We start from the raw sequence: 25146 nt of genomic DNA, 5'->3' as shown, positions 1-25146 counted from the left end.
TCAGCCTCGTGTGTCGGCCTCGCCGCCGCGGATGAGGCGCTCGAGGGCCTGATGCATGTGATCGTCGATCGCGCGGAGGACGGCGGCCTCGTCGCCGTCGGCGATCGCGTCGGCGATGCGGCGGTGCTCGTCCACCTGGTCCTCGGGATCGTAGTAGGTCCCCTCCAGGGCGGTGAGGCACATCCGGGTCTCCACCATGAGCGTCTCGTGCATCCGGCGCAGCCGAGCGCTGCCGGAGGCGGTGACCAGCTCCTCATGGAAGTCGAAGTCCGCATCCGAGAGGGCACTGAGGTCCCCGGCGGTCGCCGCCCGACGCATCGCGGTGCAGGTCGCGCGCAGCAGGGCGACGGCGCGGGGCGTCGTCTCCGTGGCGGCGTCACGCACGATCTTCAGCGCCGCCGCCGATTCCACGGCGGTGCGCGCCACGTAGAGATCGCGGATCTCCTCGGCGTCGAGCTCCTTGACGAAGAGTCCGCGATTCGGCTCCGCGCGCAGCAGGCCCTCCTGCACGAGGCGCTGCATGGCCTCACGCAGGGGGCCGCGGCTGACCCCGAAGGCCGCCGAGAGTCGAGCCTCGGAGAGCTGGCTGCCGGCGGGCAGGGAGCCGTCCATGATGCCTTCCCGCAGCTGCCGGGTGATCAGCGACGCCGTGGACTCCTTGTTCACGGGGGTGAATCGGCCGGCGGATCGGGCTGCGGTGGCGGGCATCGTGGCTCCAGCGGGGTGAGGGTCGGATGGTGCGCGGTGCGGTGAGACCAGTGTGGTGAGAGGGGGATCACAGGATCCGTGGATTGTCGACAATGATGATACCGCCGGGCCTCAGTCCTCGGGCCAGTCGACGGCGTCGCCCCAGGATTCGGCGCTGACGTCGGCCCCGCCCCCTCCGGGTGCGGCCGGTCGGTCCGGGACGCTCAGGGCGTTCGGGTCGCCCAAGACGTTCGGGTCGCCCAAGCAGCCCAGCTGCGGCAGGACCGGCATCGGCCGTCCGGTGAGCCGCAGGCCCTCCCAGACGGTGACCTGGTTGGCGGTCAGCACGGGCTTGCCGAGCGACTCCTCGAGGTCCGGGATCCACCGCAGCGAGTGCATGGCGGTGTCCGGCACCAGCATCGCCTCGGCCTGCGGCACATCGACGGCGCGGATCATCGCCACCACGTCCTCCCTGCCCATCAGGCCCACCTCGGCGGCGGTGAAGATCCCGTGGGAGGCGAAGGCGACGACGTCGACGCCCGCGCGCCCCAGGAGGTCCTGGAAGTGCTCGGCCAGGTCGGCAGGATAGGACGCCGCCACGGCGACCCGGCGCACTCCCAGGGTCTGCAGAGCGTGCAGGTAGGCCAGCGAGGTCGACGACGTCGGCACCCCCGCGGCCTGCTCCAGCGTCCGGGTCTGGTCGTGGGTGCCGTCGAACCCGTAGACGAAGCTGCCCGAGGTGCAGGCCCACATGAGGGCCTCCACGGGATGCTCGGCCAGCAGGCGCTGGGCCCCCTCGGCGAGCCGGGCGGGCGACCCGGTGTCCAGCAGGGCCTGGGTGGTGTGCTCATCCACCCCGATGGTGGTGTGGGTCACCGGGAGCCGGACCGCTCCGCCGCAGGCCTCCTCGAAGGCCGGATAGTCGTCCTCCGCGGCATGGCCCGGATATAGGATCCCCACCGTCGGGTTCTCGGGGCGGCCTGGGATCGGTATCTGCTGTCGCGTGTCGACGAACTCGTCGACGTCGGTGATCGCGTGGGTCTCCAGCAGGTGGTCGCTCATGGCGCCTCCTTCGTCAGGCTCGGGGGAGCAGGTTCCAGTGAGGCCAGCGCGTGGCCCGGGCCGCGATACGGCAGTCCGAAGTGCCGCAGCACGGTCCAGATGGTGGCCTGGTTCGCCGAGATCACCGGCTTTCCCAGATCCTGCTCCAGCTGGTCCAGCACCGAGGCGGTGGGCAGGTTCGTGCAGGACACCACGACGGCGTCCGCCTGGTCCGAGCCCGCCTGCCGCACCAGCTGGTAGGTCCGTTCGGCGGGGACCTCCCAGATGCGGCCGTTCAGCCCCAGATTGGAGCTGCTCATGAGGTGGACCCCCGCTTCGGCGAAGAATGCGGCGAACTGGGCGGTGATGGCGTCGTCGTACGGGGTGGCCGCGGCGATGGTGCGGGCGCCCAAGGCGCGCACCGCGGCCAGCAGGGCGCCTGAGGTGGTGAAGCTGGGGGCTCCGCCGGCGGCGGCCATGGCGCGCAGCAGGGTGCGCTCACCCGAGAGGCCCCGGACGAAGCTGCCGGAGGTGCAGGCGTAGACATAGCCGGAGGGGACCACGGCGGAGACCGCCCGGACGCATTCGGCGATGGCCTTCGGGCGGGAGATCGCCCGCGCCTGCTTGACCGTGACGGCCAGCGACTCATGCCGGGTGCGGGTGAACAGCAGGTCCAGCTGTTCGGCGCCCCGCTCATCATGGGTGAAGGCTCGCAGCTCGCGGTCCAGGGCCATGTCATAGGGGACGACGACGCCGACCGCCGGCATCTGCCGGCCCGATCCTGCGTCCTCGGGCTGCGGGTGGCCCTCCGGGACGAGTCCCGGCGCGATTCCGGGAGCGCCGGCCAGGGGGAGGTCCGAGCTCAGATCCGAGGGGACTGCGGCCGGGTCTGCGGGAGGTTCGGGGTGATCGGGGAGAGTCGTCCGGACGCGTCCGGAGGAGGGGGTGAGCGCCATGGCCGCTCCAATCTGAGACGGTGCGATCAGCTCCTACAAGATTGTTGACAATCTTCGTGAGGTCTCCCTAGCATAGCGGCACGGGCCCCGCCCCGGGAAGACCCCGGGGAGAGTCCCCTGCGGCCATCCGGAGGTCCACGTCAGACGGCTTCCCGGCGGGCCGCACGACCATCTGAGCGCAGGTGCCGGATCGCAGGATCACGGACCCGCGGAGCATGCTCAGCACGCCGCTGGAGGAAGCGAGGTGACGGATGGCGGAGTCCCTGCCGGTCATCACCGTCCTGTGTCCCGACGACGACGTCCCGCACGCCGTGCCCCCGGGCCTGGATGAGCTGCAGGACCGGGCGGAGATCCGCACCGCCACCGCCGCCGATCTCGCCGATGCCCTGCCCGGGGCCGACGCGCTCTTCCTGTGGGACTTCTTCTCACGCGCCGTCTCTGAGGCCTGGCACGCCGCCGACTCCCTGGACTGGATCCACGTGGCCGCCGCCGGCGTGGACAAGCTGATGTTCGACGAGCTGGCGGACTCGGACGTCGTCGTCACCAACGCCCAGGGGATCTTCGACCGGCCCATCGCCGAGTACGTGCTCGGCGCGGTGCTGGCCCGCGCCAAGGACATGCCCGGCAGTCTGCGCCGTCAGCAGCGCAGGACCTGGGAGCATCGCGAGACCCAGCGCGTCGGAGGGCTCACCGCCCTGGTCATCGGCACCGGCGCCATCGGCCGGGAGATCGCCGCCCTGCTGCGCGCCGTCGACGTCGAGGTCTTCGCCGCAGGACGCACGGCACGCGAGCAGGACCCCGACTTCGGCACCGTGGTCGCCAGCGACGACCTCGCCGCCCACATCGGCGCGGCCGACATCGTCGTCAACGCCGCCCCGCTGACCCCGCAGACCACTGGTCTGCTGGACGCCGAGGTCCTCGCCGCCGCCGCCGAGGGAGCCCATCTGATCAACATCGGCCGTGGAGAGACCCTGGACGAGGCAGCCCTGGTGGACGCCCTGGAGGACGGGCCCCTCGGGTTCGCCACCCTCGACGTCTTCGACCAGGAGCCGCTGCCCCAGGACTCGCCGCTGTGGGACCGCGAGGACGTGCTGATCTCCGCCCACATGTCCGGAGACGTCATCGGCTGGCGCGACGCGCTCGCTGAGCAGTTCCTGGACAACGCGCGCCGCTGGCTCGACGGCGAGGAGCTGCACAACGTCGTCGACAAGCACAAGGGGTACGTGCCCCGCCCCCAGTCCTGACACGGCCCGGGGCCGCCCGGACACGACGTCGCCCACCACCGGCACACAGGAGGTCACCATGACGGAGACTCGGACCACGCGCAGCCTCGCGGAGCTCACCGCCGCCGAGCTCATCGCAGGCTACCGGGCCGGGGAGTTCACCCCGGTGGACGCCACGGAGGCGGTGCTGGAGCAGATCGCCCGGCACGACGACGCCCTCAACGCCTTCGTGCTTGTGGACCCCGAGTCCGCCCGGGCCTCCGCGGAGGCCTCCGCGCGCCGCTGGCAGACCGGCGAGACGCTCGGCCCCGGCGACGGCGTGCCGACCTCCATCAAGGACATGTTCCTCACCCGCGGGTGGCCGACGTTCAAGGGCTCCACGCTCATCGGGGAGGACGGCCCGTGGGACGTGGACGCTCCCTGCGTGGCGCGGCTCCGAGAGGTCGGCGCGGTGCTGGTCGGGAAGACGACCACCCCGGAGTTCGCCTGGAAGGGCACCACGGACAGCATCCGCTGCGGCGCCACCGGCAACCCGTGGGACCCGTCCACCACGGCGGGCGGCCTCCTCCGAGGTGCCTCGGCGGCCGTCGGCGCCGGCATGGCCCCCTGGGCGGTGGGCACCGATGCCGGCGGGTCGGTGCGCATACCCGGCCTCGTTCACGGGGACGGTCGCGCTGAAGGGCACCTATGGGCAGGTGCCGATGTACCCGGCCTCGCCCTTCGGGACGCTGGCCCATGCCGGTCCGATGACGCGCACCGTCACCGACGCGGCGCTGCTGATGGACATCATCGCCGGCTTCGACGCCCGCGACTGGGCGGCGCTCCCCAGCCCTGTCGGCTCGTACCTCGACGGACTCGAGGACGGGGTCGCCGGACTGCGCATCGCCTACTCCCGGACCCTCGGGTTCGGGGAGAACGACCCAGAGGTGGAACGGCTGGTCACCGAGGCCGTCGGGGTGCTCGAGGGTGCCGGCGCAGTGGTGGAGGAGGTCGATCCCGGCTTTGAGGACCCGGTGGAGGACTTCCACATCCTCTGGTTCACCGGGGCCGCCAAGGTGCTGGAGGCCTTCGGGCCCGGTGCGGTGGACCATGTGGACCCGGGCCTGCGTGCCGGCATCGAGCAGTACGGCGACGCCAGCGCCCTGGACTATCTGGGTGCCACGGCGACCCGGATGGATCTGGGCGTGCGCATGGGGACCTTCCACGAGCGCTATGACCTGCTGGTCACCCCGACGATGCCGATCACGGCCTTCGACAAGACCCGTCAGGCGCCTGACGGGTGGCCCTCTGATCTGTGGACCTCCTGGACCCCCTACACCTATCCGTTCAACATGACCCAGCAGCCGGCGGCGTCGGTGCCCTGCGGAGTGGCCGCCGACGGCCTGCCGGTGGGGCTGCAGATCGTCGGGGCCCGCACCCAGGACCGCCTGGTACTGCGTGCCGCCCGGGCCTATGAGAAGGCCTCCGGGGAGCGGTTCGTCCGTCCGGTGGAGCCCGCAGTTCTGGGAGCCTGAGACGAGGACCGGTACGAGCCGCAGAAGGAGGCGAGGAGCACCATGGCCCGCTACATCAGCCTGACTCTGACCACCCGGGGCGTGAGCTGCACGGCCCGCCTGCTCGACGACGTCGCGCCCCGCACCTGTGCGGCGGTGTGGGAGGCGCTCCCGCTGGACGGACAGGTCTACCACGGCAAGTACGCCCGCAACGAGATCTACGCCCTGCTGCCGGTCTTCTCCGCGCAGGACCCGGGCAAGGAGAACACCACCGTCACTCCCATCCCCGGGGACGTGTGCTGGTTCCACTTCGACGCTGACGACCTCGGCAACCCCGGCTACGGCTACGAGGCCTCCGCCGGAGTGCGGGATCGCCCGGAGCTCATCGACCTCGCCCTGTTCTATGGGCGGAACAACCTGCTCATCAACGGGGACCAGGGGTGGGTGCCGGGCAACGTGTTCGCCACCGTGGTGGACGGGCTGGACGTGATGGCCGAGGCCTGCCAGTCGATCTGGATGGACGGGGCCCGCGGCGAGTTTCTGGCCTTCGCCCGTGCCGGGGAGGACTGATCCAGCCGCCGAGCGGCCCGCGGTCCGGTAGGTTCGGACCCGCGCGGCGAAAGGAGACGACGACGTGACCTCGACTGTGCCATCCGACGCCGAAGCCCGGGCGGGAGACGCCTCCGCCGGCGCCGAGGTCGCCGCCCGCGCCTGCGACGCGCCGGCGTCAGTCGGGTCGACGACTCCGCCCTGGCCCGCGGCATGTACTCCTCCGACGCCAGCCTCTACCGGGTGGTGCCCCAGGTGGTGGCCCGGCCCCAGCATGTGGACGAGCTCCACGCCGTCCAGGAGGTCTCCCGGGCCACGGGGGTGCCGGTCACCCTGCGCGGTGCCGGCACCTCGATCGCCGGCAACGCCGTGGGCCCCGGCCTCGTCGTCGACACCCGGGACCTGGACCGCATCCTGGAGATCGACCCGGAGGCCACCGCACCGCCCGGGTGGAGCCCGGAGTGGTGCACGCCCGGCTGCAGCGGCCGCCGCCGGCCACGGGCTGCGCTTCGGCCCCGACCCCTCCACCCACACGCGGTGCACGATCGGCGGGATGATCGGCAACAACGCCTGCGGCTCCCGGGCGCTGGGCTACGGGCGCACCGCGGACAACGTGGAGGCCGCCACCGTGCTGTTCGGCAACGGGGAGGTCGGCACCTTCGGCGCCGGCCTCGCCTCGTCTGGCTCCACCGCGGAGCAGCTGCTGCGCCTGGTGGAGACGGACCTGGGCCATGTGCGCACCCACTTCGGCCGTTTCGACCGGCAGGTCAGCGGCTACTCGCTGGAGCACCTGCTGCCGGAGAACCGCGGGCGCATCGACCGCTTCCTGGTCGGCACCGAGGGCACGCTGGGCACGGTCCTGGAGGCCACCGTGAACCTGGTGGCCGACCATCCGCACCGGCTGCTCATCGTGCTGGGCTACCACTCGGTGGCCGAGGCCGCCGACGCCGTGCCGCAGCTGCTCGCCGCGGCGCCGGGCCGACTCATCGCCTGCGAAGGCATGGACTCCCGGCTGGTGGCGCTGGTCCGTGGGGCCGGAAGACAGGTGCCGCCCCTGCCGGAGGGCCAGAGCTGGCTGTTCGTGGAGGCTGCCGGGGACGACGCCGACGACGTCATCGCCACCGTCCGGGCGGCCTCCGGCTGCGTGGACTCCGCCCTGATCGACGACGCCGTCCAGGCCGCCGCCCTGTGGCGCATCCGGGAGGACGGCGCCGGGTTGGCCGGGATCAGTCTGGACACCCCCGCGCACTCCGGTTGGGAGGACGCCGCCGTTCCGCCCGAGCATCTGGGTGCCTGGATGCGCGAGTTCGAGGAGCTCATGGTCGACTTCGGCCTGCAGGGCTACCCGTACGGGCATTTCGGGGACGGCTGCATCCACTGCCGGATCGACTTCCCCTTCACCCACGGGGACCCCGGCAGCACGAGAGTGTTCGCGGAGTTCATGCGTACCTGCGCGGAACGTCTGGCCGCCTATGGGGGCTCGCTGTCCGGGGAGCACGGCGACGGCCGGGTGCGTTCCGAGCTGCTGCCGTACATGTATGACCAGACCTCCCTGGACCTGTTCGCCCGCGCCAAGCGGATCTGCGACCCGGAGAACCTGCTGAACCCCGGGATCATCACCGATCCCGCCCCGCACACCGAGGACCTGCGACCCACCCAGGCCACCCGGGAGCTGCCCTGGCCGGGGATGCGGCACACTCACGACGCGGGTGACTTCGGCGCGGCCGTGCACCGCTGCTCGGGGGTCGGGAAGTGCGTGGCGCCGACGACGCCGTCGGTCATGTGCCCCTCCTATCTGGCGACCAAGGAGGAGAAGGACTCCACCCGGGGGCGAGGCCGCATCCTCCAGGAGGCCCTGGACGGCAGTCTGGTGCACGGGCTCGCGGACCCGGCCGTGCATGAGGCCCTCGATCTGTGCCTGTCCTGCAAGGGATGCGCCTCGGACTGCCCGGCCGGGGTGGACATGGCCGCCTATAAGTCCGAGGCGCTGTACCAGACCTACGACGTCGGGGGGACGGCCCGCCCCGACGGCTCCGGGCGACGTCGGCGGCTGCGTCCGCGCTCCCATTACATCCTGGGGCGGATGCCGTTCTGGGCACGACTGGCCTCCCCGGTGGCGCCGCTGGTCAACGCGATGATGAAGGTCCCGCCTCTGGCGGCCGTGGCGAAGTGGACCGCCGGCATCGACCGGCGTCGGGACGTCCCGGCCTTCGCGCATCAGACGCTGCGCCGGGCCGCCGCTCGGCGGGAGCAGGGAGGCGGATCTCGCTCCGCCCCGGACGTCTGGGTGTGGGCGGACTCCTTCACGGACCATTTCTTCCCGCAGTCCGGCCTCGCGGCCCTGGAGTTCCTGCGGTCCCAGGGCCTGGAGGTGCAGGTGCTGCAGCGCAAGGGCTGCTGCGGGCTGCCGTGGATCACCACCGGCCAGCTGGACCAGGCCCGTCGGTTGGTGGACGAGGCCGTGGATGCGCTGCTGGACCCGGTGGAGTCCGGCGTGCCGGTGATCGGACTGGAGCCCTCCTGCACGGCCACACTGCGCAGCGACCTGGTGCAGCTCTCCCATCGGCCCGAGGCCCGGACCGTGGCGGACGGGGTGCTGACCTTCGCGGAGCTGGTGCATCGGCTCGTGGACGAGGGCCGGATCCAGCTGCCGGACCTCAGCGGTGTGCGGGTCGTGGCGCAGCCGCACTGCCACCAGCGCGCCGTCATCGGGTGGCGGGCGGATCAGGCGCTGCTGGAGCAGGCCGGCGCCCAGGTGACTGCGGTGCCCGGCTGCTGCGGCCTGGCCGGCAACTTCGGCGTGGAGGCCGGCCACTACGAGGTCAGCGTGGCGGTGGCCGAGACGCATGTGCTGCCTGCGGTCCGCGACGCGTTCCCCGACGACGGCGCCTCCGCCGGGGAGACCGTCGTCCTGGCCGACGGCATGTCCTGCCGCATCCAGCTCGACGACCTTGCCGACGTCGAGGCCATCCATCTGGCCGAGCTGTTGGCCCGGCGGGCCGAGTGAGGCTGGCATCTCGTGCGGCGTGATGAGATCGCCTCTCAATAAACATATTGCAATGTCTTGATATATCTGGTGAGGTGGAGATGTGCGTGACGATCAGGGCCTCTCGGAGGCTGCCCAGCTGTTCAAGGTGCTCGGCAATGAGTCGAGGCTGCGGCTGCTGCGGCTGCTCGGCGAGGCGCCCCTGACGGTGGGGGAGCTGGTCGCTGCGACCGGACTGTCCCAGCCGCTGGTCTCGCAGCACCTGCGCTCCTTGAAGGATGCAGGGCTGGTGACCCCCGATCGCCGAGGGCAGAGTGTGAGCTACCAGCTGGCAGACGAGCACGTGTCTCACATCGTCGACGACGCCGTCGCGCACGCCCAGGAGCCAGACACCACGAGATCGGCCGACTGACGGCCGGAAGGGCCAGCGATGAGCGACCACAAGACAGCAGAGCACACAGTTGACGAGCACCAGCACGGCGAGGGCTGCGGGCACGAGGCGGTCCAGCATGAGGACCACGTGGACTACGTCCACGACGGTCACCGGCACGCCGAGCATGGTGACCACTACGACGAGCACTGACTCGACAGGCACTGAATCCACAGGCCCAGCACGCTGGGTCATCTGCGAAGCCCGGATCGCTCCTGCGGTCCGGGCTTCGTCCTGCCTCACGCGCGTGAACCCCGATCATTCAGCCGTCCCTGCATGCATCGTCTCTCCGTGAGAGATCGTCGCCGGATTGAGGGGCGATTCCTCACAGAGAGACGATCTTCCGGGAGGGCTGGGTCGATACACTCGCCCGGAGCGCGGGAAGCACCGTCCTCTGCAGCACCACCCCGCCCAGCCTGCCCAGCCCGCCCAGCCTGCCCAGCCTGCCCGGAAGGCCCTCATGTCGGACCAGCGCATCGTCCTCACCGAGGAGTTCTCCGACGCCCTCGCGCGCCTCGAGGCCGGGGAGTCGATGTTCCTCACCGGCAAGGCGGGCACCGGCAAGTCGACGCTGATCCGGGAGTTCCTGCGGCGCTGCGAGACGGGGTCGGCCGCGCAGAGGACGCAGCCCGCCGAGGACTGGGCGAGTGAGGATTGGGTGAGTGAGGACTGGGCGAGCGAGACGGCCCTGACCGACGACGTCCCCTCCGGCCGTGCCGTCGTCGTCGCCGCCCCCACCGGCATCGCCGCGCTGAACGTCGGTGGCTACACGATCCATCGGCTCTTCGGCTTCCACCCGCAGATCACGCTGGAGGAGATCCGCCACGGCCGGTACTACCCCGGCCGCTTCGCCGGGACCCTGAAGGCCCTGGACACTCTCATCATCGACGAGGCCTCCATGGTGCGCGCCGACCTCTTCGACCAGCTGGTCGCCGCGCTCGAGCGCTTCGGCCCGCGCCCCGGGCAGCGGCTGGGCGGGGTCCAGCTGGTGCTCGTGGGCGACCTGCTGCAGCTGCCGCCGGTGGTCACCGAGTCCGAGCGCGTCCGCTTCGAGACCCGCTATGAGACCCCCTACTTCTTCTCGGCCGACAGCTGGAGGGCAGAGGACTTCCCGACCGTCTCACTGACCACCGTGTTCCGGCAGCTCGGCGATGACCGCCTCACCGCGGTGCTGAACTCCATCCGGGAAGGCGTGCTGCTGGGCACCGCCCGGGAGGACCTCAACCGGCATGTGGACCCGGAGTTCGAGCCGCCCGAGGGTGAATTCTGGCTGACTCTGGCCACCACCAACCGGATCGCTGAGTCCCGGAATCGACGTCGTCTGGAGCGGCTCCCCGGCCCGGAGCACGCCTGCCGGGCGGTGCTGCGCGGCGAGCAGGACGGCTTCGACCGGCCCGTGGAGGAGCGGCTGGTCTTCGCAGTCGGCGCGCAGATCATGTTCCTCACCAATGATCCCCTGGGCCGCTGGGTCAACGGCACGCTCGGCCATGTGGTGGAGGTGGGGGTCGACGACGACGGCGAGCCACGGGTCGGTGTGGTGCTGCGGGATGGAGCCCGGGTCGACGTCGGCCCGCACACCTGGGACATCACCCGCCCCGAGGTCCACGGCGGCACCCTCACCCACCTGGTGGTGGGCACCTACACCCAGCTGCCCTTCAAACTGGCCTGGGCGATCACCGTGCACAAGAGCCAGGGGCAGACGGCCGACCGCCTGGTGGTGGACCTCTCCGGCGGTACCTTCTCCTACGGGCAGCTCTACGTGGCGCTGAGCCGGGTCACCTCGCTGTCCGGCCTGGTGCTCACCCGGCCAGTGTTCCCGAAGGACATGAAGACCGACCGGAGGATCCTGCGTTTCCTGCGCGGCGGCGCCTCCGCGGAGGAACGGCGGCCGCGCTGCGCGCTCGCGGTGCTCACCATCGGGGAGGAGGGGCGCATGTCCCGGCCGCGACCCGTCGAGCTGGCGGTTGCCTTCGAGGACGGCACGGCACTGTCCACCCTGGTCAACCCGCAGCGCGACCTCGGGGACGCACGGACCGCCTACGAGATCGCCACCGCGGACGTCCTGCTCGCCCCGACCCTCGCGGAGGCTTGGGCGGTGCTCTCCCCGGCGCTCGCTGGCCATGTCCCGGTGGCCGAGGACGTGGACCGCACATTGGGGCTGATCGACTTCGAGCTCAAGCGGCTCGGGCACGTGGAACCCATGCCTTTCGGCGCGGAGGCGCCGCGACGCCGTCGGGCCGGGCCGCCGCGGCGGGCCGTGGAGGCGGCCCGTGCGGTGCTGGAGGATCTGCGGCAGGCCGAGGCCCAGGATCCGGAGGTGGTGGACCGCACGGCCACGGTGTTCGAGCCCTCGGAGGACACGGTGCAGGCCGCGGGCCACCTGCTGACCCGCGACCCGGCGACGCCCTCGCCCTCCCTCGAGGAGATGCCCGGACTCGGCGCCCTGCTGGGGGTCAGCCGGCAGGCGGGTGGGATCCTGCTGGGGGAGGAGCTTGTCGTCGGGGACGACGACGCCGACTCCTGGCATGCGGCCGCCCGGCAGACCGTGGCCGACCAGCTCACCGCTGCGGCCGCGCGGGCCCAGCTGACCGACGAGGTGGCCAGGCGCCTGGAGCGGGCCGGCCGGCTGCTGGGCCGCGAGCTCGTGGCTCCCGAGAGGCTCGCCGCGACGGTGGGGTCACGAGAGGCTCCGGACGAGCTGCTGCAGCCTGGCACGCGCATCTGCTTCACCGGGGAGGCGGTCTCCGCTGACGGTCGGCTGTGGTCCCGCGACCAGATGACCGCGCTCGCCGCCGATCGAGGCCTCGCCCCGGTCGCGACCGTCACCAAGACGCGCTGCGACGTCCTGGTGGTGGCCGAGCTGGGGACCCAGTCGGGCAAGGCCCGCAAGGCCCAGGAGTACGGCAAGCCCGTGCTGGCTGCCGAGCAGTTCTTCACCTGGGCCGGCGTGCGCTGAGCAGTCAGGAGCGGGCGGGGCTCAGCGGCGGCCCAGCTGGGCGATCGCCACGCCGACCAGGCAGGTCGTCCCGCCGATGATCGCCAACACGGTGGGCACCTCGCCGGAGGCGACCGCGGACATCAGCACCGCCACGGCGGGCACTGCGAGGGAGCAGGCGGCCAGACGTCCCGTCGGCATCCGGGTCTGGGCGAAGGCCCACAGCCAGAATCCCAGCGCGGTGGCGCCCACTCCCATGAATGCCGCCCCGCCGACGGCGGCGGCCGGTGCGTCCTGCAGCTCGGCCCACGTCTGCCCCGCGAACGGCAGGACTGCCAGGGTGCCCGCCACGCAGCCCAGCCAGACGATGGTCAGCGGATCCGTGTCCGGGAGCACGGCCCGCTGCAGCAGCATGGCGACGGCGTAGACGGCGGCGGCCACCAGTGCCAGCACCACTCCCAGCAGGGAGATCCGTCCGTCCCCGGCGGCCAGGGTGATCACCGCGATGCCCGCCAGAGCCACGGCCATCCCGGCGAACAGGGAGCGCGGCCAACCCTCCCGGAAGAACAGGCCGGCTCCTGCGGCCACCAGCACCGGCGAGAGGTTCACGACCATCGCCATGGTGCCGGCGTCGAGAAGATGGCCTGCGTGGTTGAGGACCACGGTGTAGGCGGCGAACCACAGCACGCCGTAGAGAGCGATGACCAACAGCGCCCGCGGGCCGGGCATCCTCAGGGTGTGCCGACGCAGCAGGATCACCAGCACCGTGAGCGCGGCGACGCCGGCCAGCAGTCGGATCAGCGCCAGCGGGCCGGGGGAGAACACCGGGGCCACCCACCGGATGATCACGAAAGGGGAGGCCCACAGCACCACGGTGGTGGCGACGGCGGCCGGGGCTGCCAGCCGGGTCCGGAGTGTGCCGGATGGCCGGTGCGTCGGGGACTCCGCGGCGCGTGCCGTCGGTGCATTCATCAGGCGGGTCATGGGGATGATCCTTCCGCGCCGGAATCGACAGCACAAGCGAACATCTCTGGATGATCGTTCAGCAGCGCTTTATGATGCAGGGATGATCGATCTGATCCGGCTTCGGACCTTCCGCGCGGTGCTCGCCGCAGGCTCCGTCCACGCGGCCGCAGAGAGCCTCGGCTATACGCCGTCAGCGGTGAGCCAGCAGCTGCAGGCCCTGCAGAAGGACACCGGTCTCGAACTCTTCACCCGCAACGGGCGCGGACTGGCGCCCACCGGGGTGGCGCGACGCTTCGCCGAGGAGGCAGATCGCCTGCTCGGGCAGGCCGCTCGGCTGGAGGCCCTCGCGGTGGATCTGCGGGAGGGGCGGACCGGTTCTCTGGTGATCTCGCACATCGCTTCGGTGGGGGTGACCTGGATCCCGTCCGTCGTCGCGGCGCTCTCCGACGAGTTCCGGGATCTCCGCCTGGACCTGCGGCTCTGGGAGGCGGTGCAGGGGCGTGACGACGACGTCGACGTCGAGATCTGCGTGGCCCACCGTGACCTGCCGGCCCGGCCGGGCTTCGACGTCGAGGCGCTGCTCACCGAGCCCTATGTGGCGGTGGTGCCCAGGGACCATCCGCTCGCGGGGCGGCAGGCGGTGGATCTGGAGGAGCTCGCCGTCGAGCGCTGGGTGGACAACGATCTGACGCTGGGCACGTGCCGGCTGATCCTGCTGGAGGCGTGTGCGGCGGCGGGCTTCACGCCCGGCTTCCAGTATGAGACCCAGGACTACGGCGCCGCGGTGGCGCTGGTCGCGGCGGGGGTGGGGATCACGGTGATGCCGCGGCTGAGCTTCTCCTCGGTGCGGGCCGATCCGGCGCAGGTGGTCGCCGTCGAGCTGGGCGGGACCGCACTGCGTCGCACCATCGTGCTGCGCACCCGAGGCAGTCTGTGCGAGTCGCCGGCGGTCGGCACGGTGCGCCATGTGCTGCGCGGCCTCGCCGGGCGGGCTGGGGTGACGCCTCTCCGCGATGTTACTGTGTAGTCACTATCGTTCTGAGAGGGAGATCACATCATGCCTGAAGCTGTCATCGTGTCCGTGGCCCGCTCGCCCATCGGAAGGGCCCGCAAGGGATCCCTGGTGGATCTGCGCGCCGACGACATGACCGCCCAGATGGTCCAGGCCGGCCTGGCCCAGGTTCCGGAGCTCGACCCCCGCGACATCGACGACCTCATGCTCGGCTGCGGTCTCCCCGGCGGAGAGCAGGGATTCAATCTGGCCCGCATCGTCGCCGTGCTCGCCGGCATGGACCACCTGCCGGGCACCACCGTCAACCGGTACTGCTCCTCCAGCCTGCAGACCACCCGCATGGCCTTCCATGCCATCAAGGCAGGGGAGGGGGAGGTCTTCGTCTCTGCCGGCGTCGAGGCCGTCAGCCGGTTCGCCCAGGGCACCTCGGACTGGATCCCCGGTGCCGAGCTGGAGAACCCCCGCTTCGCCGAGGCCACGGCTCGCACCGCGAAGGCCGCCGAAGGGGGGACCACCTGGCACGACCCGCGGGAAGACGGTGCTCTGCCCGACGCCTACATCTCCATGGGGCAGACCGCAGAGAACGTCGCCCAGCACACCGGAGTCTCCCGCGCCGAGCAGGACGAGTTCGCCCAGCTCAGCCAGAACCGCGCCGAGAAGGCCATCGCCGAGGGGTTCTTCGCCCGCGAGATCACCCCGCTCGCCCTGCCCGACGGCGGCACCGTCGACGCCGACGACAGCCCCCGCCCCGGTGTCACCGCTGAGGCGCTGTCCGGGCTGGACCCGGTGTTCCGGCCCGACGGCACCGTCACCGCCGGCAACGCCTGCCCGCTCACCGACGGCGCCGCCGCACTGGTCATCATGAGCGACGCCAAGGCGCGCGAGCTCGGCCTGACCCCGCTGGCGCGGATCGTCTCCACCGGGGTGTCCGGGCTGTCCCCGGAGATCATGGGACTCGGGCCGGTGGAGGCCAGTCGTCAGGCGCTGGGCCGCGCCGGCCTGAGCATCGACGACGTCGACCTGGTGGAGATCAACGAAGCCTTCGCCGCGCAGGTCATCCCCTCCGCCAAGGAGCTCGGCGTGCCGTGGGAGAAGCTCAACGTCCACGGTGGCGCGATCGCCGTGGGGCACCCCTTCGGCATGACCGGGGCGCGCATCACCGCGACCCTGCTCAACGGTCTGCGCAGCACCGACGGTCAGTACGGTCTGGAGACCATGTGCGTCGGAGGCGGCCAGGGTATGGCGATGGTCCTCGAGCGACTGAGCTGAGGTCGGGTCGGCAGCCCGTGATCGCCGGCGTGCCGGGGATGTGATCCTGCACGCCTCGCTTTGCCGAGACGCCGTCGGCGGGCTACTATGGACAGTCGCAAGCCGTGCTGTGCTGTGCTCACGTGTGCCCGAGGGGTGCAGGACCCGAGATGCTCAGGTCCTCGCCCGGAGGAAGGACGGGGCTCGGCTCCGGAAAGCAGCCCGGTGGATTGTGAAGCCTGGATTCCAGCGCACCACAAGACAAGCACCACCGTCTTTCGTCCACGATGTGAAGGCACTTCGGTTGGATCTCACCCAGCCTGGTCCGTCCTCGTAAGTCACGGTGTCATAGCTGGTGGCGGGACTCGGCTCAACGACTGCACGGCCATCCTGGGTCTGACCTGGGAGAACTGTGTGCTCGCGGGCTCCGCCCGGAGATATTTTCGTACTTATGTTGGAGGAGTGATCATGGCAGCACGTTGCCAGGTAACCGGAGTGGGGCCGCAGTTCGGCCACAGCATCTCCCACTCGCACCGCCGCACCAAGCGGCGGTTCGACCCGAACATCCAGAAGAAGCGTTACTGGGTGCCCTCGCTGGGGCGTCACGTCACGCTGACCCTGTCCGTGAAGGGCATCAAGACCATCGATGCCCGCGGCATCGACGCCGTCGTCGCCGAGCTGATTGAGAAGGGTGAGAAGCTCTAATGGCCAAGGACAAGGACGTACGTCCCATCATCAAGCTGAAGTCGACGGCCGGCACCGGGTTCACCTATGTGACCCGGAAGAACCGCCGTAACAACCCCGACCGCATCGTGCTGAAGAAGTACGACCCGGTCGTCCGCAAGCACGTCGACTTCCGAGAGGAGCGCTGATCATGGCCAAGAAGTCCAAGATCGCAAAGAACGAGCAGCGCAAGGTCATCGTCGAGCGCTACGCCGAGAAGCGCGCTCAGCTCAAGAAGACCCTCGTGGACCCGAACGCTTCCGACGAGGAGCGCGAGGCCGCCCGCGTGGGCCTGCAGAAGCTGCCCCGTGACGCCAGCCCGATCCGAGTCCGGAACCGCGACTCCATCGACGGCCGTCCGCGCGGCACCTTCCAGAAGTTCGGCATCTCCCGCATCCGTTTCCGCAACATGGCGCACAACGGCGAGCTGCCCGGCATCACCAAGTCGTCCTGGTGACGACGCATCCGTGATCAGCATCGGCTGATCCGGACCGCTGATAGGGGCGGGACCACCTTCGGGTGGTCCCGCCCCTGTCATGTCTGCCCAGGGTCACCCTCAGGCCTCGATGAGGTGCACCAGCAGCGCCTGGGCGGGCCACAGCGGCTGATTGAACCTGTGGACATGGATGAGATCTGCTGCGGCGAGATGTCCAGTGAAGACCACGTGGGACAGTGACAGCTGGGCTGGATTTCTGGTGATGCGCTGACGAGGGGGAGAGCAAGCATTCGCAGGTCATGAGACGAGATGCGGTCCACATTGGGCGTAGGAATGCTGCGCGTGGCGTGCGTCCATGGAGCTTCACGTCTTGTTGTGGATCACTCGATGTCCTACGATGTCATCAATCCGGCCGGCGTGATTTCCCGCTGCCCGGAGGCTGACTGTGAGGAGCTGAGTCCATGACCACTGTCCGACGGCGTCCGCTCGAGCCGGTCCGGGCTGCTGCGCCCGGTGCTCCGCTTGTCGCCATGGATGTGGGTCAGACCAGCACCAAGGTTCTGATCCGTGACGTCTTCAGGTCCGAGCGGCGATTCCGGCTCGGCGGCGTGCAGACTGACCGCCCGTTGGTGCCGCAGCTGCGAGTCCTCATCGCCCACGCCCTCAATGAGCTGGGAGAGGACGCGGTCGTCGCTCTTGGGGTCACCGGCCTCACACGCCCCGACGCGGATGCCGGCCTGCTGTTGGAGCTTCCCGGGGACCTCGACGCTCGTGAAGTTCGCCTGGCGCATGATTCGGTGACCTCCGCCCTCGGTGCGCTGGGTGCTTCCTGCGGAGCAGTCGTCGCAGCGGGCACCGGTACCGTCGCCCTCGGCGTGGGGCGGGTGCGGGTGGCCCGCGTCGATGGCTGGGGCAACATCATGGGCGATGCAGGCAGCGCCTATTGGATCGGCCGAGCTGCGCTGGACGCGGCGATGCGCGACCACGACGGGCGCGGTCCGTCGACGGCCTTCCGGGAAGTGGCCGCTGCACGATGGCCGGACCTGGAGAGCGCCTACGTGCAGCTGCAGAACGACCCGGAGCGGGTGAGCACGGTGGCATCCTTCGCCGCAGAGGTGTCCCGACTCGCTGAATCGGACGCCGTCTGCGCTGAGATCTGCGCGCAGGCCGGCCGCGAGCTCGCCCATACCGCCGGGACGGCCCTGCGTCGCGTGGAGGAGCCACAGGGGGACGATCCCACCCAGGTGGCAGCCATCGGAGGAGTCTTCGTCTCCCCTGCAGTTCTCCGCGCATTCCGGGGCTGCCTGGCGGACACGGTGCCCCAGGCGCGACTGCTCAGCCCGGAGGTCGATGGTGTGGAGGGCTCCGCACTCATGGCCGAGCTGCCGGAGGGCCACCCGTTGCGCGATCTCATCTCCGTCGCCCGGCGCCAGGAGTCTGCGTCATGACGCTGCTGAGGATCGACAACCGGTGCATGCCCTACGACTGGGGCTCTCCCGGACGGATCTCTGCTCTGCTGGGGCGTCCTGGTGTGGCAGGCCGTGAGGCCGAGCTATGGCTGGGCGCCCACCCGAAGGCCCCCAGCCGGATCCTCGATGACTCTCGATGGAGCGACGTCCACGAGTGGGAGCAGAGCACAGGATCTCATCTGCAGTTCCTCCTGAAGATCCTGGCCGCCGACAGGCCGCTCTCACTGCAGGCTCATCCCTCTGCCGCTGAGGCAGAGGTGGGCTTCTCCCGGGAGGAGGCTGCCGGCATCCCGATCGACGCCGCGCACCGGAACTACCGTGACCCCCGGCCGAAGCCGGAGATGATCGTCGCCCTCGAGGACGGCTTCCAGGCGCTCTGCGGATTCCAGGAGACCGCGCAGATCCTCGGCATCGTCGACGCCGTCATCGACCCGGGTCCCCCGGGAGCATGAGGCGGCGGAGCAGGAGACGCCGGGGCACGTGCAGGCGCTGAGCCGCTGGCGAGCGCACCTCCAGCAGGTCGACGACGGTCGGACGCACCTCGGGGCGGTGGTCGCCTGGCTGCTCACCGCGGAGGAGGCCGCCGGAGTCGTGCCGGCCCTGCTGGCCGCCGAGGCGGCGCCGCGGTCCGTCGACGCCGAGGAGCTCGCCCCGTGGGACCTCATCCGTCGCCTGCAGGCCGCTCACCCCGGGGATCCGGGGATCGCCGTGGCGGTGATGCTCCACCACCTGACCCTGCGGGCGGGGGAGTCGCTGTGGCTGCCGGCCGGCGTCCTCCACGCCTACGTGCAGGGCCTCGGCGTGGAGCTCATGGGTCCCAGCGACAACGTGCTGCGCGGCGGACTGACCACCAAACACCTCGACGTCGCGGAGCTGCTCCGCATCGCAGACCTCACGCCGGGGCGGCCCCGCCCCACCGCTCCCATGCCCTTGGAGGAGCATCTGCTGGCCCACCGCCCGGAGGGACAGGAGCAGGCGCCCTTCGAGCTGATGGAGATCACCGGGGACACGGAGGTCGCGACCCCGGGACCCAGCGTGCTGATCGTCCTCGACGGGACGTTCACCGTCTCGTCGCCGACGAGCGGTCCCCGCACTGCCGGCCGCGGAGCCCAGCTGCTCCACACCGACCCCGGCCGGCTGCGGCTCCGCGGTGCCGGGCGTGCTTTCCTCGCGAAGCTGCGCGGCTGAGCCGGCGAGCGCGCGTGCCGGCCCTCAGCTCACGCCGAGCTCGGTGAGCACGGTGTGCAGACGGACGTCGAACTCGTCGGCCGCGTTGGCCGGCATACGGTCCACCGGCCACCAGGCGACGTCCTCGCTCTCCTCGCTGACCACGATGCGCGCGTCCCGTGGGGCGATCGCCGCATAGCCGACGTCCCAGTGGGCGGTGCAGTGGGAGAATCCGGAGCCCAGCGGGTGCACGTTGAGGTCCACCGGCGTGCGGCGCAGGGGCCGCAGGGTGGTCAGGCCGCTCTCCTCGGCGGCTTCCCGGAAGGCGGCCTCCGGCACGGAGTCGTCGGCGTCCTCGATGTGGCCGCCCAGCTGCACCCAGAACCGGCCCTTGCCGTGGAAGCACAGCAGCACCTGGGTGAGCGTGTCGTCGAAGATGAAGCAGCTGGCGGTGAGGTGCTCGGGCCGCGGCCGACGGCGGAAGGCCTCATCGCCCTGTGCCGCCAGGTCCACGTAGTCCTGCTGGAGACGGCGCTGGGCGGGCGAGACCGGCGTCCAGCCGCGCAGGTCCTCCAGGAACCCCGCGGCGATCGGGGAGAGCGTGCGGGCAGAGGCGGTCGGGGGGCTCTCTCCGGTCGGCATGCCTGCCAGAGTATCCTCACCCCTCGGCATCGGACCAGACGACCTCGAAGCGCTCCATGAGCACCTCCATGTCGGGGCTGAAGCTGCGACCGGCGGCCGCGCAGACGCGCTCCCAGAAGCGTCGATGCTCAGTGCGCCAATGCGCCAGGCTGCGGTCGCCCTCGCCCTCCGCCCAGGCGTGGTCGGCGTCGACGTCGGTGAAGCCGGCCAGCGCGAGGCCGGTGGTCCGTACGATCACCCGAGGGTCGCCGTCGCCGTCGCAGAACACCGTGTGGGCGCCGATCCCGGGTGGGGCCTCACCCTCCCAGACGTATTCGGACAGCAGACTGGCGGTGGCGGTCTTGTGCCCCGCGCGCACCAGGTCCAGCAGCTCGTCGGCCAGCTCGGCATGGTCACCGAACTGATCGACCAGGAAGTCAGGGCTCGCGGACGCGGCCGCCGGGTGGACCTGCGCGTACTGGTCCCAGAGGGCGCGGGCGGCCTCGTGGTCAGGGGCGGCGAGGGGACGGCTGGCCTGCGGAGAGTTCATGCTCCCAATTCAACACCTTCCCCACCACCAGCATCGGAATCGACGCGTGGCGGATTCACTGCCGCTGGCCGACGGAATCGGCGCCTGAGCGGCAGTGAATCGCCACTGGACGGGGAGAGTGCGGAAGGGCGCGGCTCGACCGTCGCCCGGCCCTCAGGCCGGCTCGACCACCACCAGGAGGTCGCCGCCGTCGACCTGCTGCACGCCGTTGAGCACGGTGCGGGCCACGGTGCCGCCCACCGGGGTGGTGATCGCGGCCTCCATCTTCATCGCCTCGATGGTGGCGATGTTCTGTCCCGGCTCCACGGTCTGGCCCTCCTCCACGAGCAGGGAGACGGCTCCGGCGAAGGGCGCGGCGACCTGGCCGGGGACCGCGGCGTCGGCCTTCTCCGCGGTGTGCACGGTGGCCTCCACGGACTCGTCGCGGACCACGAGGGGCCGGGGCTGGCCGTTGAGCGCGCAGATCACGGTGCGCAGGCCCTTCTCGTCCGGCTCGGAGACGGACTGCAGGGTCACCAGCAGCCGGACGCCCTTGCCCAGGGAGATGGTGTGCTCCTCGCCGCGGCGCAGACCGTAGAGGAAGTCCCGGGTGTGCAGGACCATCACGTCCCCGTAGGCGTCGCGGGCGGCCTCGTAGTCCCGGGTCGGGCCCGGGAACAGCAGCCGGTTCAGCGTGGCCTGGCGGGTCGCGGAGTCCCCGGCCAGCCCGGCCCGGTCCTCGTCGGTGAGATCCTCGTCCAGCGGACGGACGGTGCGGCCTTCCAGCGCCTTGGAGCGGAACGGCTCGGGCCAGCCGCCGGGCGGGTCGCCCAGCTGTCCGGCCAGGAACTGGATGACCGAGTCCGGCAGGTCGAAGCTCTGCGGCGCCGCCTCGAACTCAGCGGGATCCACCCCCATGCCCACCAGCTGCAGCGCCAGGTCACCGACCACCTTCGACGACGGCGTCACCTTCACCAGCCGGCCCAGCATCGTGTCCGCGGCGTGGTACATGTCCTCGATGTCCTCGAAGCGCTCACCCAGTCCCAGCGCGATGGCCTGCTGCCGCAGGTTCGAGAGCTGGCCGCCGGGGATCTCGTGGCGGTAGACGCGTCCCGTGGGGCTGGGCAGCCCGGACTCGAAGGGCTTGTAGATGGCGCGCACCGCCTCCCAGTAGGGCTCCAGCGAGGCCACGGCCTCCAGCCCCAGGCCGGTGTCGCGCTCGGTGTGCTCCAGCGCGGCCACCAGCGCGGAGGCCGGCGGCTGAGAGGTGGTGGCGGCCATGGAGGAGGTGGCGACGACGACGGCGTCGACCCCGGCCTCCGCGGCGGCCAGCAGGGTGGCCAGCTGGCCGCCGGCGGTGTCATGGGTGTGCAGGTGCACCGGCACGTCGAAGCGTTCCCGCAGCGCCGTGACCAGGGTGCGGGCAGCGGCCGGCCGGAGCAGCCCGGCCATGTCCTTGATGGCCAGGATGTGCGCCCCGGCGTCCACCATGCGCTGGGCCAGACCCAGGTAGTAGTCCAGCGTGTAGAGATCCTCGGCCGGGTCGGAGAGGTCGCCGGTGTAGCACAGGGCGGCCTCGGCCACGGCGGTGCCGGTCTTGCGCACCGCGGCGATGGCCGGGGCGATCTGGTCGACGTCGTTGAGGGCGTCGAAGATCCGGAAGATGTCCACCCCGGTCTCGGCGGCCTCGGCGACGAACGCGTCGGTGACCTCCAACGGGTAGGGGGTGTACCCGACCGTGTTGCGGCCGCGCAGCAGCATCTGGATGGGGATGTTGGGCATCTCCGCCCGCAGCAGCGCCAGTCGGCGCCACGGGTCCTCGGAGAGGAAGCGCAGGGCGACGTCGTAGGTCGCCCCGCCCCAGGCCTCGACGGAGAGCAGCCCGGGCACCACATGGGACAGCGCCGGAGCGGCGGCCAGCAGATCCCGGTGCGCACCGGGTGGCCAGCAGCGACTGGTGGGCGTCACGGAAGGTGGTGTCGGTGACGGCCAGGGCGGTCTGGGCGCGCAGGGCCTGGGCGAAGCCCTCGGGGCCCTGCTCCAGCAGGACGTCCCGCCAGCCGGCGGGCCGGGGGTGCGACGACGGCCCGTCGAAGGGGCTGCGGTCCGGCTCGTCCCGCTTGTCCCCGGGGAAGCGGGGCAGCTTGTCCCGCGGGTCGATGCCGTCCACCCGCGGGCCGTGCGGCTGGTTGACGGTGGTGTCGGCCAGGTACTGCAGCACCTTGGTGCCGCGGTCCTTGGAGCGGTTGACCTTGGCGAGCTCGGGGCGCTTGTCGATGAAGTCGGTGGCCAGGTCCCCGGCGAGGAACTGCTCGTCGTCGAGCACGTTCTTCAGGAACGGGATGTTCGTGGCCACGCCGCGGATGCGGAATTCGGCCAGCGCGCGGCGGGCCCGGCGGATCGCGGTCAGCCGGTCCCGCCCCCGGCTGGTGAGCTTGACCAGCATGGAGTCGAAGTGCGGGCTGATCTCGGCGCCGGTGTAGACGGTGCCGCCGTCGAGCCGGATGCCGGAGCCGCCGGCCGAGCGGTAGACGGTCACGGTGCCGATGTCCGGGCGGAAGTCGTTGGCCGGGTCCTCGGTGGTGATGCGGCACTGCATCGCGGAGCCGCGCACCCGCAGGTCCTCCTGCCGGATGCCCAGATCCTCCAGGGTCTCCCCGGCGGCGATGCGCAACTGCGCGGTGACGAGGTCGACGTCGGTGATCTCCTCGGTGACGGTGTGCTCCACCTGGATGCGCGGGTTCATCTCGATGAACACGTGCTGGCCCGCGCGCTCGCCGGCGGTGTCCACCAGGAACTCCACGGTGCCGGCGTTGCGGTAGCCCATGGCCTTCGCGAAGGCGACGGCGTCGCGGAACAGAGCCTGCCGGATCTCATCGTCGAGCTCGGGGGCCGGAGCGATCTCCACCACCTTCTGGTGGCGGCGCTGGATGGAGCAGTCCCGTTCGAACAGGTGGACCACATTGCCCTCACCGTCGGCGAGGATCTGCACCTCCACGTGGCGGGGCCGCACCACGGCCTGCTCCAGGAAGACGGTGGCGTTGCCGAAGGCGGTCTCGGCCTCGCGCATGGCCGCGCCCAGGGCGTCGGGCAACTCCTCGCGGGTCTCCACCCGGCGCATGCCCCGGCCGCCGCCGCCGGCGACGGCCTTCACGAAGATGGGGAAGCCGATCTTCTCAGCCTGGGCGATGAGCGCCTCGGGGTCGTCAGAGGGGTCGGAGCTCTCCAGGACCGGCACCCCGGCCGCGCGGGCGGCACGCAGGGCACGGATCTTGTCCCCCGTGGACTCCAGGACGTCGGCAGGAGGGCCGACGAAGGCGATGCCGGCCTCCTCAGCGGCGCGGGCGAGGTGGGGATTCTCGGACAGGAAGCCGTAGCCGGGGTAGATGGCGTCGGCGCCGGACTCGCGGGCCACCCGCACGATCTCGTCGACGTCGAGGTAGGCGCGGACGGGGTGTCCCTCCTCGCCGATGCGGTAGGCCTCGTCGGCCTTCTGTCGGTGGAAGGAGTTGCGGTCCTCATGCGGGTAGACGGCGACGGTGCCGGCGCCGAGCTCGTTGGCCGCGCGCAGGGCGCGGATGGCGATCTCACCGCGGTTGGCCACCAGAATCTTGGAGAACATCCGTTGTCGCGTTCCTCTCAGTTGCGGCCACACGTCATTGTGCGGCCTGTCAGAAGCTCTGCGGACGGGCGTGCCGGAGTCCCTGGTGTGCGCGCCCTCCGCATCGGGCGACGCTGCCCGGTCCGGAACTGCTGGGTGCGCGCGGGACCCTCGGCTCCACAGCCAGGGGTACAGCGCAGTGAGCACAGAATACCGGCCACAGCGACGCGCGCCACGTGGGGCGCGTCACATAATGACAGGTGGTCGCCCCTCCGGCCGGGCCGCAGCGGGTGCGGGCGGGGGCGTTGAGGCGGTCACCGGGTCTCGTGGCCGTCGCCGGAGCGACTGCTCGACAGGTCGCAGGAGGTGTCGTCAGATGTCCGGACCAGGGCGGACTCGACCTGCACAGGGGGCCGTGAGCCTGGAAAATCACTGTGAATCGCCCGGAATCATGCGGTTCTGGGCGTGACGGCGTGGTAGGTTGCCGTTCTGAAAGCCCCGGCAACGGGGACTGACGCCGAACCAGTCCAGGAGGACACACTATGGCTATGAACCGCAGCGAGCTCGTCGCAGCCGTCGCAGAGAAGTCCGGCAACTCCCAGGCCGCCGTCAACGGCGTGCTGGACGCGGTATTCGAGGTCTTCACCTCCCAGGTCTCCGCTGGCGAGAAGGTGACCATCCCCGGCTGGCTGGCTGTGGAGCGCACCAAGCGCGCCGCTCGCACCGGTCGCAACCCGCAGACCGGCGAGACGATCGAGATCCCCGAGGGCTTCTCAGTCAAGCTGACCGCCGGCTCCAAGCTGAAGGCCGCCGCTTCCGGCAAGTGAGCAGCCACAGCCTCACAGGCCTGCGACGTCGGCCCTCGACCCGCCTCTCGGCGGGCGGGGGCCGACGTCGTCTCCGGAGGCCTCGTGCCGGGGCAGGACCCGCGCCGTCATACCTGCTCCGTTGATTTCTACGGCGCGTAGAATTATGGCTGGCACGGTCGATCCGACCGGATGGACCGGACAGGGAGGTGCACCATGGCCGCAGCCCGCGGCTCAGCGGCGCCTCCACGCCTGGCCCGCGGCTCCC

General features: G+C 71.1%; 22 protein-coding genes and 3 pseudogenes. 18 read left to right on the top strand and 7 right to left on the bottom strand.

What is annotated here, in order from left to right; genetic code table 11:
- From BCY76_RS11510 to BCY76_RS11500, 3 genes are all read right to left on the bottom strand, one after another.
- Window positions 1–708 (bottom strand): GntR family transcriptional regulator, encoded by a 708-nt coding sequence (locus BCY76_RS11510; RefSeq protein WP_237090113.1) that lies wholly within the window; start codon window positions 706–708, stop codon window positions 1–3.
- A 111-nt stretch (window positions 709–819) separates the two neighbouring features.
- Window positions 820–1749: a maleate cis-trans isomerase family protein gene (locus BCY76_RS11505; RefSeq protein WP_070160972.1), complete on the bottom strand. Its 930-nt coding sequence runs from the start codon at window positions 1747–1749 to the stop codon at window positions 820–822.
- Entirely contained in the window at window positions 1746–2684 is a 939-nt protein-coding gene (locus tag BCY76_RS11500; RefSeq protein WP_139827756.1) for a maleate cis-trans isomerase family protein, read from the bottom strand. Before BCY76_RS11500 ends, BCY76_RS11505 begins: the two co-directional genes overlap by 4 nt.
- A 251-nt stretch (window positions 2685–2935) precedes the next feature.
- Here BCY76_RS11500 and BCY76_RS11495 point away from each other — a divergent pair, with 251 nt between their 5' ends.
- The 9 genes and pseudogenes from BCY76_RS11495 to BCY76_RS11465 all read left to right on the top strand — a co-directional run bounded on the left by BCY76_RS11495 (window position 2936) and on the right by BCY76_RS11465 (window position 12321).
- Window positions 2936–3928, top strand: coding sequence for a D-2-hydroxyacid dehydrogenase (locus BCY76_RS11495; RefSeq protein WP_085437708.1), 993 nt, complete (start codon window positions 2936–2938; stop codon window positions 3926–3928).
- Window positions 3929–3986: 58 nt separating this feature from the next.
- Window positions 3987–4496 (top strand): annotated as a pseudogene (locus tag BCY76_RS19420) (amidase family protein); the annotation flags it as partial.
- Between the two features lie 34 nt (window positions 4497–4530).
- On the top strand, window positions 4531–5421 hold the full coding sequence (locus BCY76_RS19415) for an amidase family protein (protein WP_336582212.1): 891 nt from the start codon (window positions 4531–4533) through the stop codon (window positions 5419–5421).
- A 42-nt stretch (window positions 5422–5463) separates the two neighbouring features.
- Entirely contained in the window at window positions 5464–5970 is a 507-nt protein-coding gene (locus BCY76_RS11485; RefSeq protein ID WP_070160975.1) for a DUF3830 family protein, read from the top strand.
- Between the two features lie 192 nt (window positions 5971–6162).
- A pseudogene (locus tag BCY76_RS19970) lies at window positions 6163–6324 on the top strand (FAD-binding protein); the annotation flags it as partial.
- A complete protein-coding gene (locus BCY76_RS19965; protein WP_272896841.1) occupies window positions 6290–8956 on the top strand; it encodes an FAD-binding and (Fe-S)-binding domain-containing protein in 2667 nt (888 codons plus the stop codon). The pseudogene BCY76_RS19970 and the gene BCY76_RS19965, both read left to right, overlap by 35 nt.
- A gap of 82 nt (window positions 8957–9038) precedes the next feature.
- Window positions 9039–9347 (top strand): ArsR/SmtB family transcription factor, encoded by a 309-nt coding sequence (locus BCY76_RS11475; protein WP_085437707.1) that lies wholly within the window; start codon window positions 9039–9041, stop codon window positions 9345–9347.
- Window positions 9348–9365: 18 nt separating this feature from the next.
- Complete coding sequence (locus tag BCY76_RS11470) at window positions 9366–9518, top strand: zinc transporter permease (protein WP_070160977.1); 153 nt, start codon at window positions 9366–9368, stop codon at window positions 9516–9518.
- A gap of 307 nt (window positions 9519–9825) precedes the next feature.
- A complete protein-coding gene (locus tag BCY76_RS11465) occupies window positions 9826–12321 on the top strand; it encodes an AAA family ATPase (protein ID WP_085437706.1) in 2496 nt (831 codons plus the stop codon).
- Between the two features lie 21 nt (window positions 12322–12342).
- On the opposite strand, the gene BCY76_RS11460 is transcribed toward BCY76_RS11465, so the two are convergent.
- Entirely contained in the window at window positions 12343–13284 is a 942-nt protein-coding gene (locus BCY76_RS11460; protein ID WP_201791121.1) for a DMT family transporter, read from the bottom strand.
- An 82-nt stretch (window positions 13285–13366) separates the two neighbouring features.
- Between BCY76_RS11460 and BCY76_RS11455 the strand changes: the two genes are divergently transcribed.
- The 8 genes from BCY76_RS11455 to BCY76_RS11420 all read left to right on the top strand — a co-directional run bounded on the left by BCY76_RS11455 (window position 13367) and on the right by BCY76_RS11420 (window position 19342).
- Window positions 13367–14293 carry a LysR family transcriptional regulator gene (locus BCY76_RS11455; protein WP_070158328.1) on the top strand — a complete coding sequence of 309 codons (927 nt, stop codon included), beginning with the start codon at window positions 13367–13369 and terminating at the stop codon, window positions 14291–14293.
- 30 nt (window positions 14294–14323) lie between these two features.
- Window positions 14324–15547 (top strand): acetyl-CoA C-acetyltransferase, encoded by a 1224-nt coding sequence (locus BCY76_RS11450; RefSeq protein WP_085437705.1) that lies wholly within the window; start codon window positions 14324–14326, stop codon window positions 15545–15547.
- A gap of 447 nt (window positions 15548–15994) precedes the next feature.
- The gene (gene rpmB / locus BCY76_RS11445) at window positions 15995–16231 is read left to right on the top strand and encodes a 50S ribosomal protein L28 (RefSeq protein WP_070158326.1); all 237 of its coding nucleotides are present in this window, start codon (window positions 15995–15997) and stop codon (window positions 16229–16231) included.
- Window positions 16231–16398 carry a 50S ribosomal protein L33 gene (gene rpmG / locus BCY76_RS11440; protein WP_022872124.1) on the top strand — a complete coding sequence of 56 codons (168 nt, stop codon included), beginning with the start codon at window positions 16231–16233 and terminating at the stop codon, window positions 16396–16398. Before rpmB ends, rpmG begins: the two co-directional genes overlap by 1 nt.
- A gap of 2 nt (window positions 16399–16400) precedes the next feature.
- Window positions 16401–16706, top strand: a complete 306-nt coding sequence (gene rpsN, locus BCY76_RS11435; protein WP_070158325.1) for a 30S ribosomal protein S14 — start codon at window positions 16401–16403, stop codon at window positions 16704–16706.
- Between the two features lie 440 nt (window positions 16707–17146).
- Complete coding sequence (locus BCY76_RS11430) at window positions 17147–18133, top strand: N-acetylglucosamine kinase (protein ID WP_070158324.1); 987 nt, start codon at window positions 17147–17149, stop codon at window positions 18131–18133.
- Window positions 18130–18606 (top strand): type I phosphomannose isomerase catalytic subunit, encoded by a 477-nt coding sequence (locus BCY76_RS11425; protein ID WP_085437704.1) that lies wholly within the window; start codon window positions 18130–18132, stop codon window positions 18604–18606. The genes BCY76_RS11430 and BCY76_RS11425 overlap by 4 nt, the downstream gene beginning before the upstream one ends.
- A 28-nt stretch (window positions 18607–18634) precedes the next feature.
- A complete protein-coding gene (locus BCY76_RS11420; protein ID WP_085437703.1) occupies window positions 18635–19342 on the top strand; it encodes a hypothetical protein in 708 nt (235 codons plus the stop codon).
- Between the two features lie 24 nt (window positions 19343–19366).
- Here BCY76_RS11420 and BCY76_RS11415 read toward each other — a convergent pair whose 3' ends face one another.
- The 3 genes and pseudogenes from BCY76_RS11415 to BCY76_RS11405 form a co-directional block, all read right to left on the bottom strand.
- On the bottom strand, window positions 19367–19963 hold the full coding sequence (locus BCY76_RS11415) for an NUDIX domain-containing protein (protein WP_083277183.1): 597 nt from the start codon (window positions 19961–19963) through the stop codon (window positions 19367–19369).
- 16 nt (window positions 19964–19979) lie between these two features.
- Window positions 19980–20492 (bottom strand): ASCH domain-containing protein, encoded by a 513-nt coding sequence (locus BCY76_RS11410; RefSeq protein ID WP_070158323.1) that lies wholly within the window; start codon window positions 20490–20492, stop codon window positions 19980–19982.
- Window positions 20493–20645: 153 nt separating this feature from the next.
- A pseudogene (locus BCY76_RS11405) lies at window positions 20646–24093 on the bottom strand (pyruvate carboxylase).
- Between the two features lie 521 nt (window positions 24094–24614).
- Between BCY76_RS11405 and BCY76_RS11400 the strand changes: the two are divergent.
- Window positions 24615–24899: an HU family DNA-binding protein gene (locus tag BCY76_RS11400; protein ID WP_070158322.1), complete on the top strand. Its 285-nt coding sequence runs from the start codon at window positions 24615–24617 to the stop codon at window positions 24897–24899.
- Window positions 24900–25146: the final 247 nt, after the last annotated feature.

Source organism: Nesterenkonia sp. PF2B19, assembly GCF_001758425.2.
Taxonomy (GTDB): Bacteria; Actinomycetota; Actinomycetes; order Actinomycetales; family Micrococcaceae; genus Nesterenkonia; species Nesterenkonia aethiopica.
The sequence above is the reverse complement of the archived record's forward strand: the minus strand, read 5'-3'. Positions and strand labels throughout refer to the sequence as shown.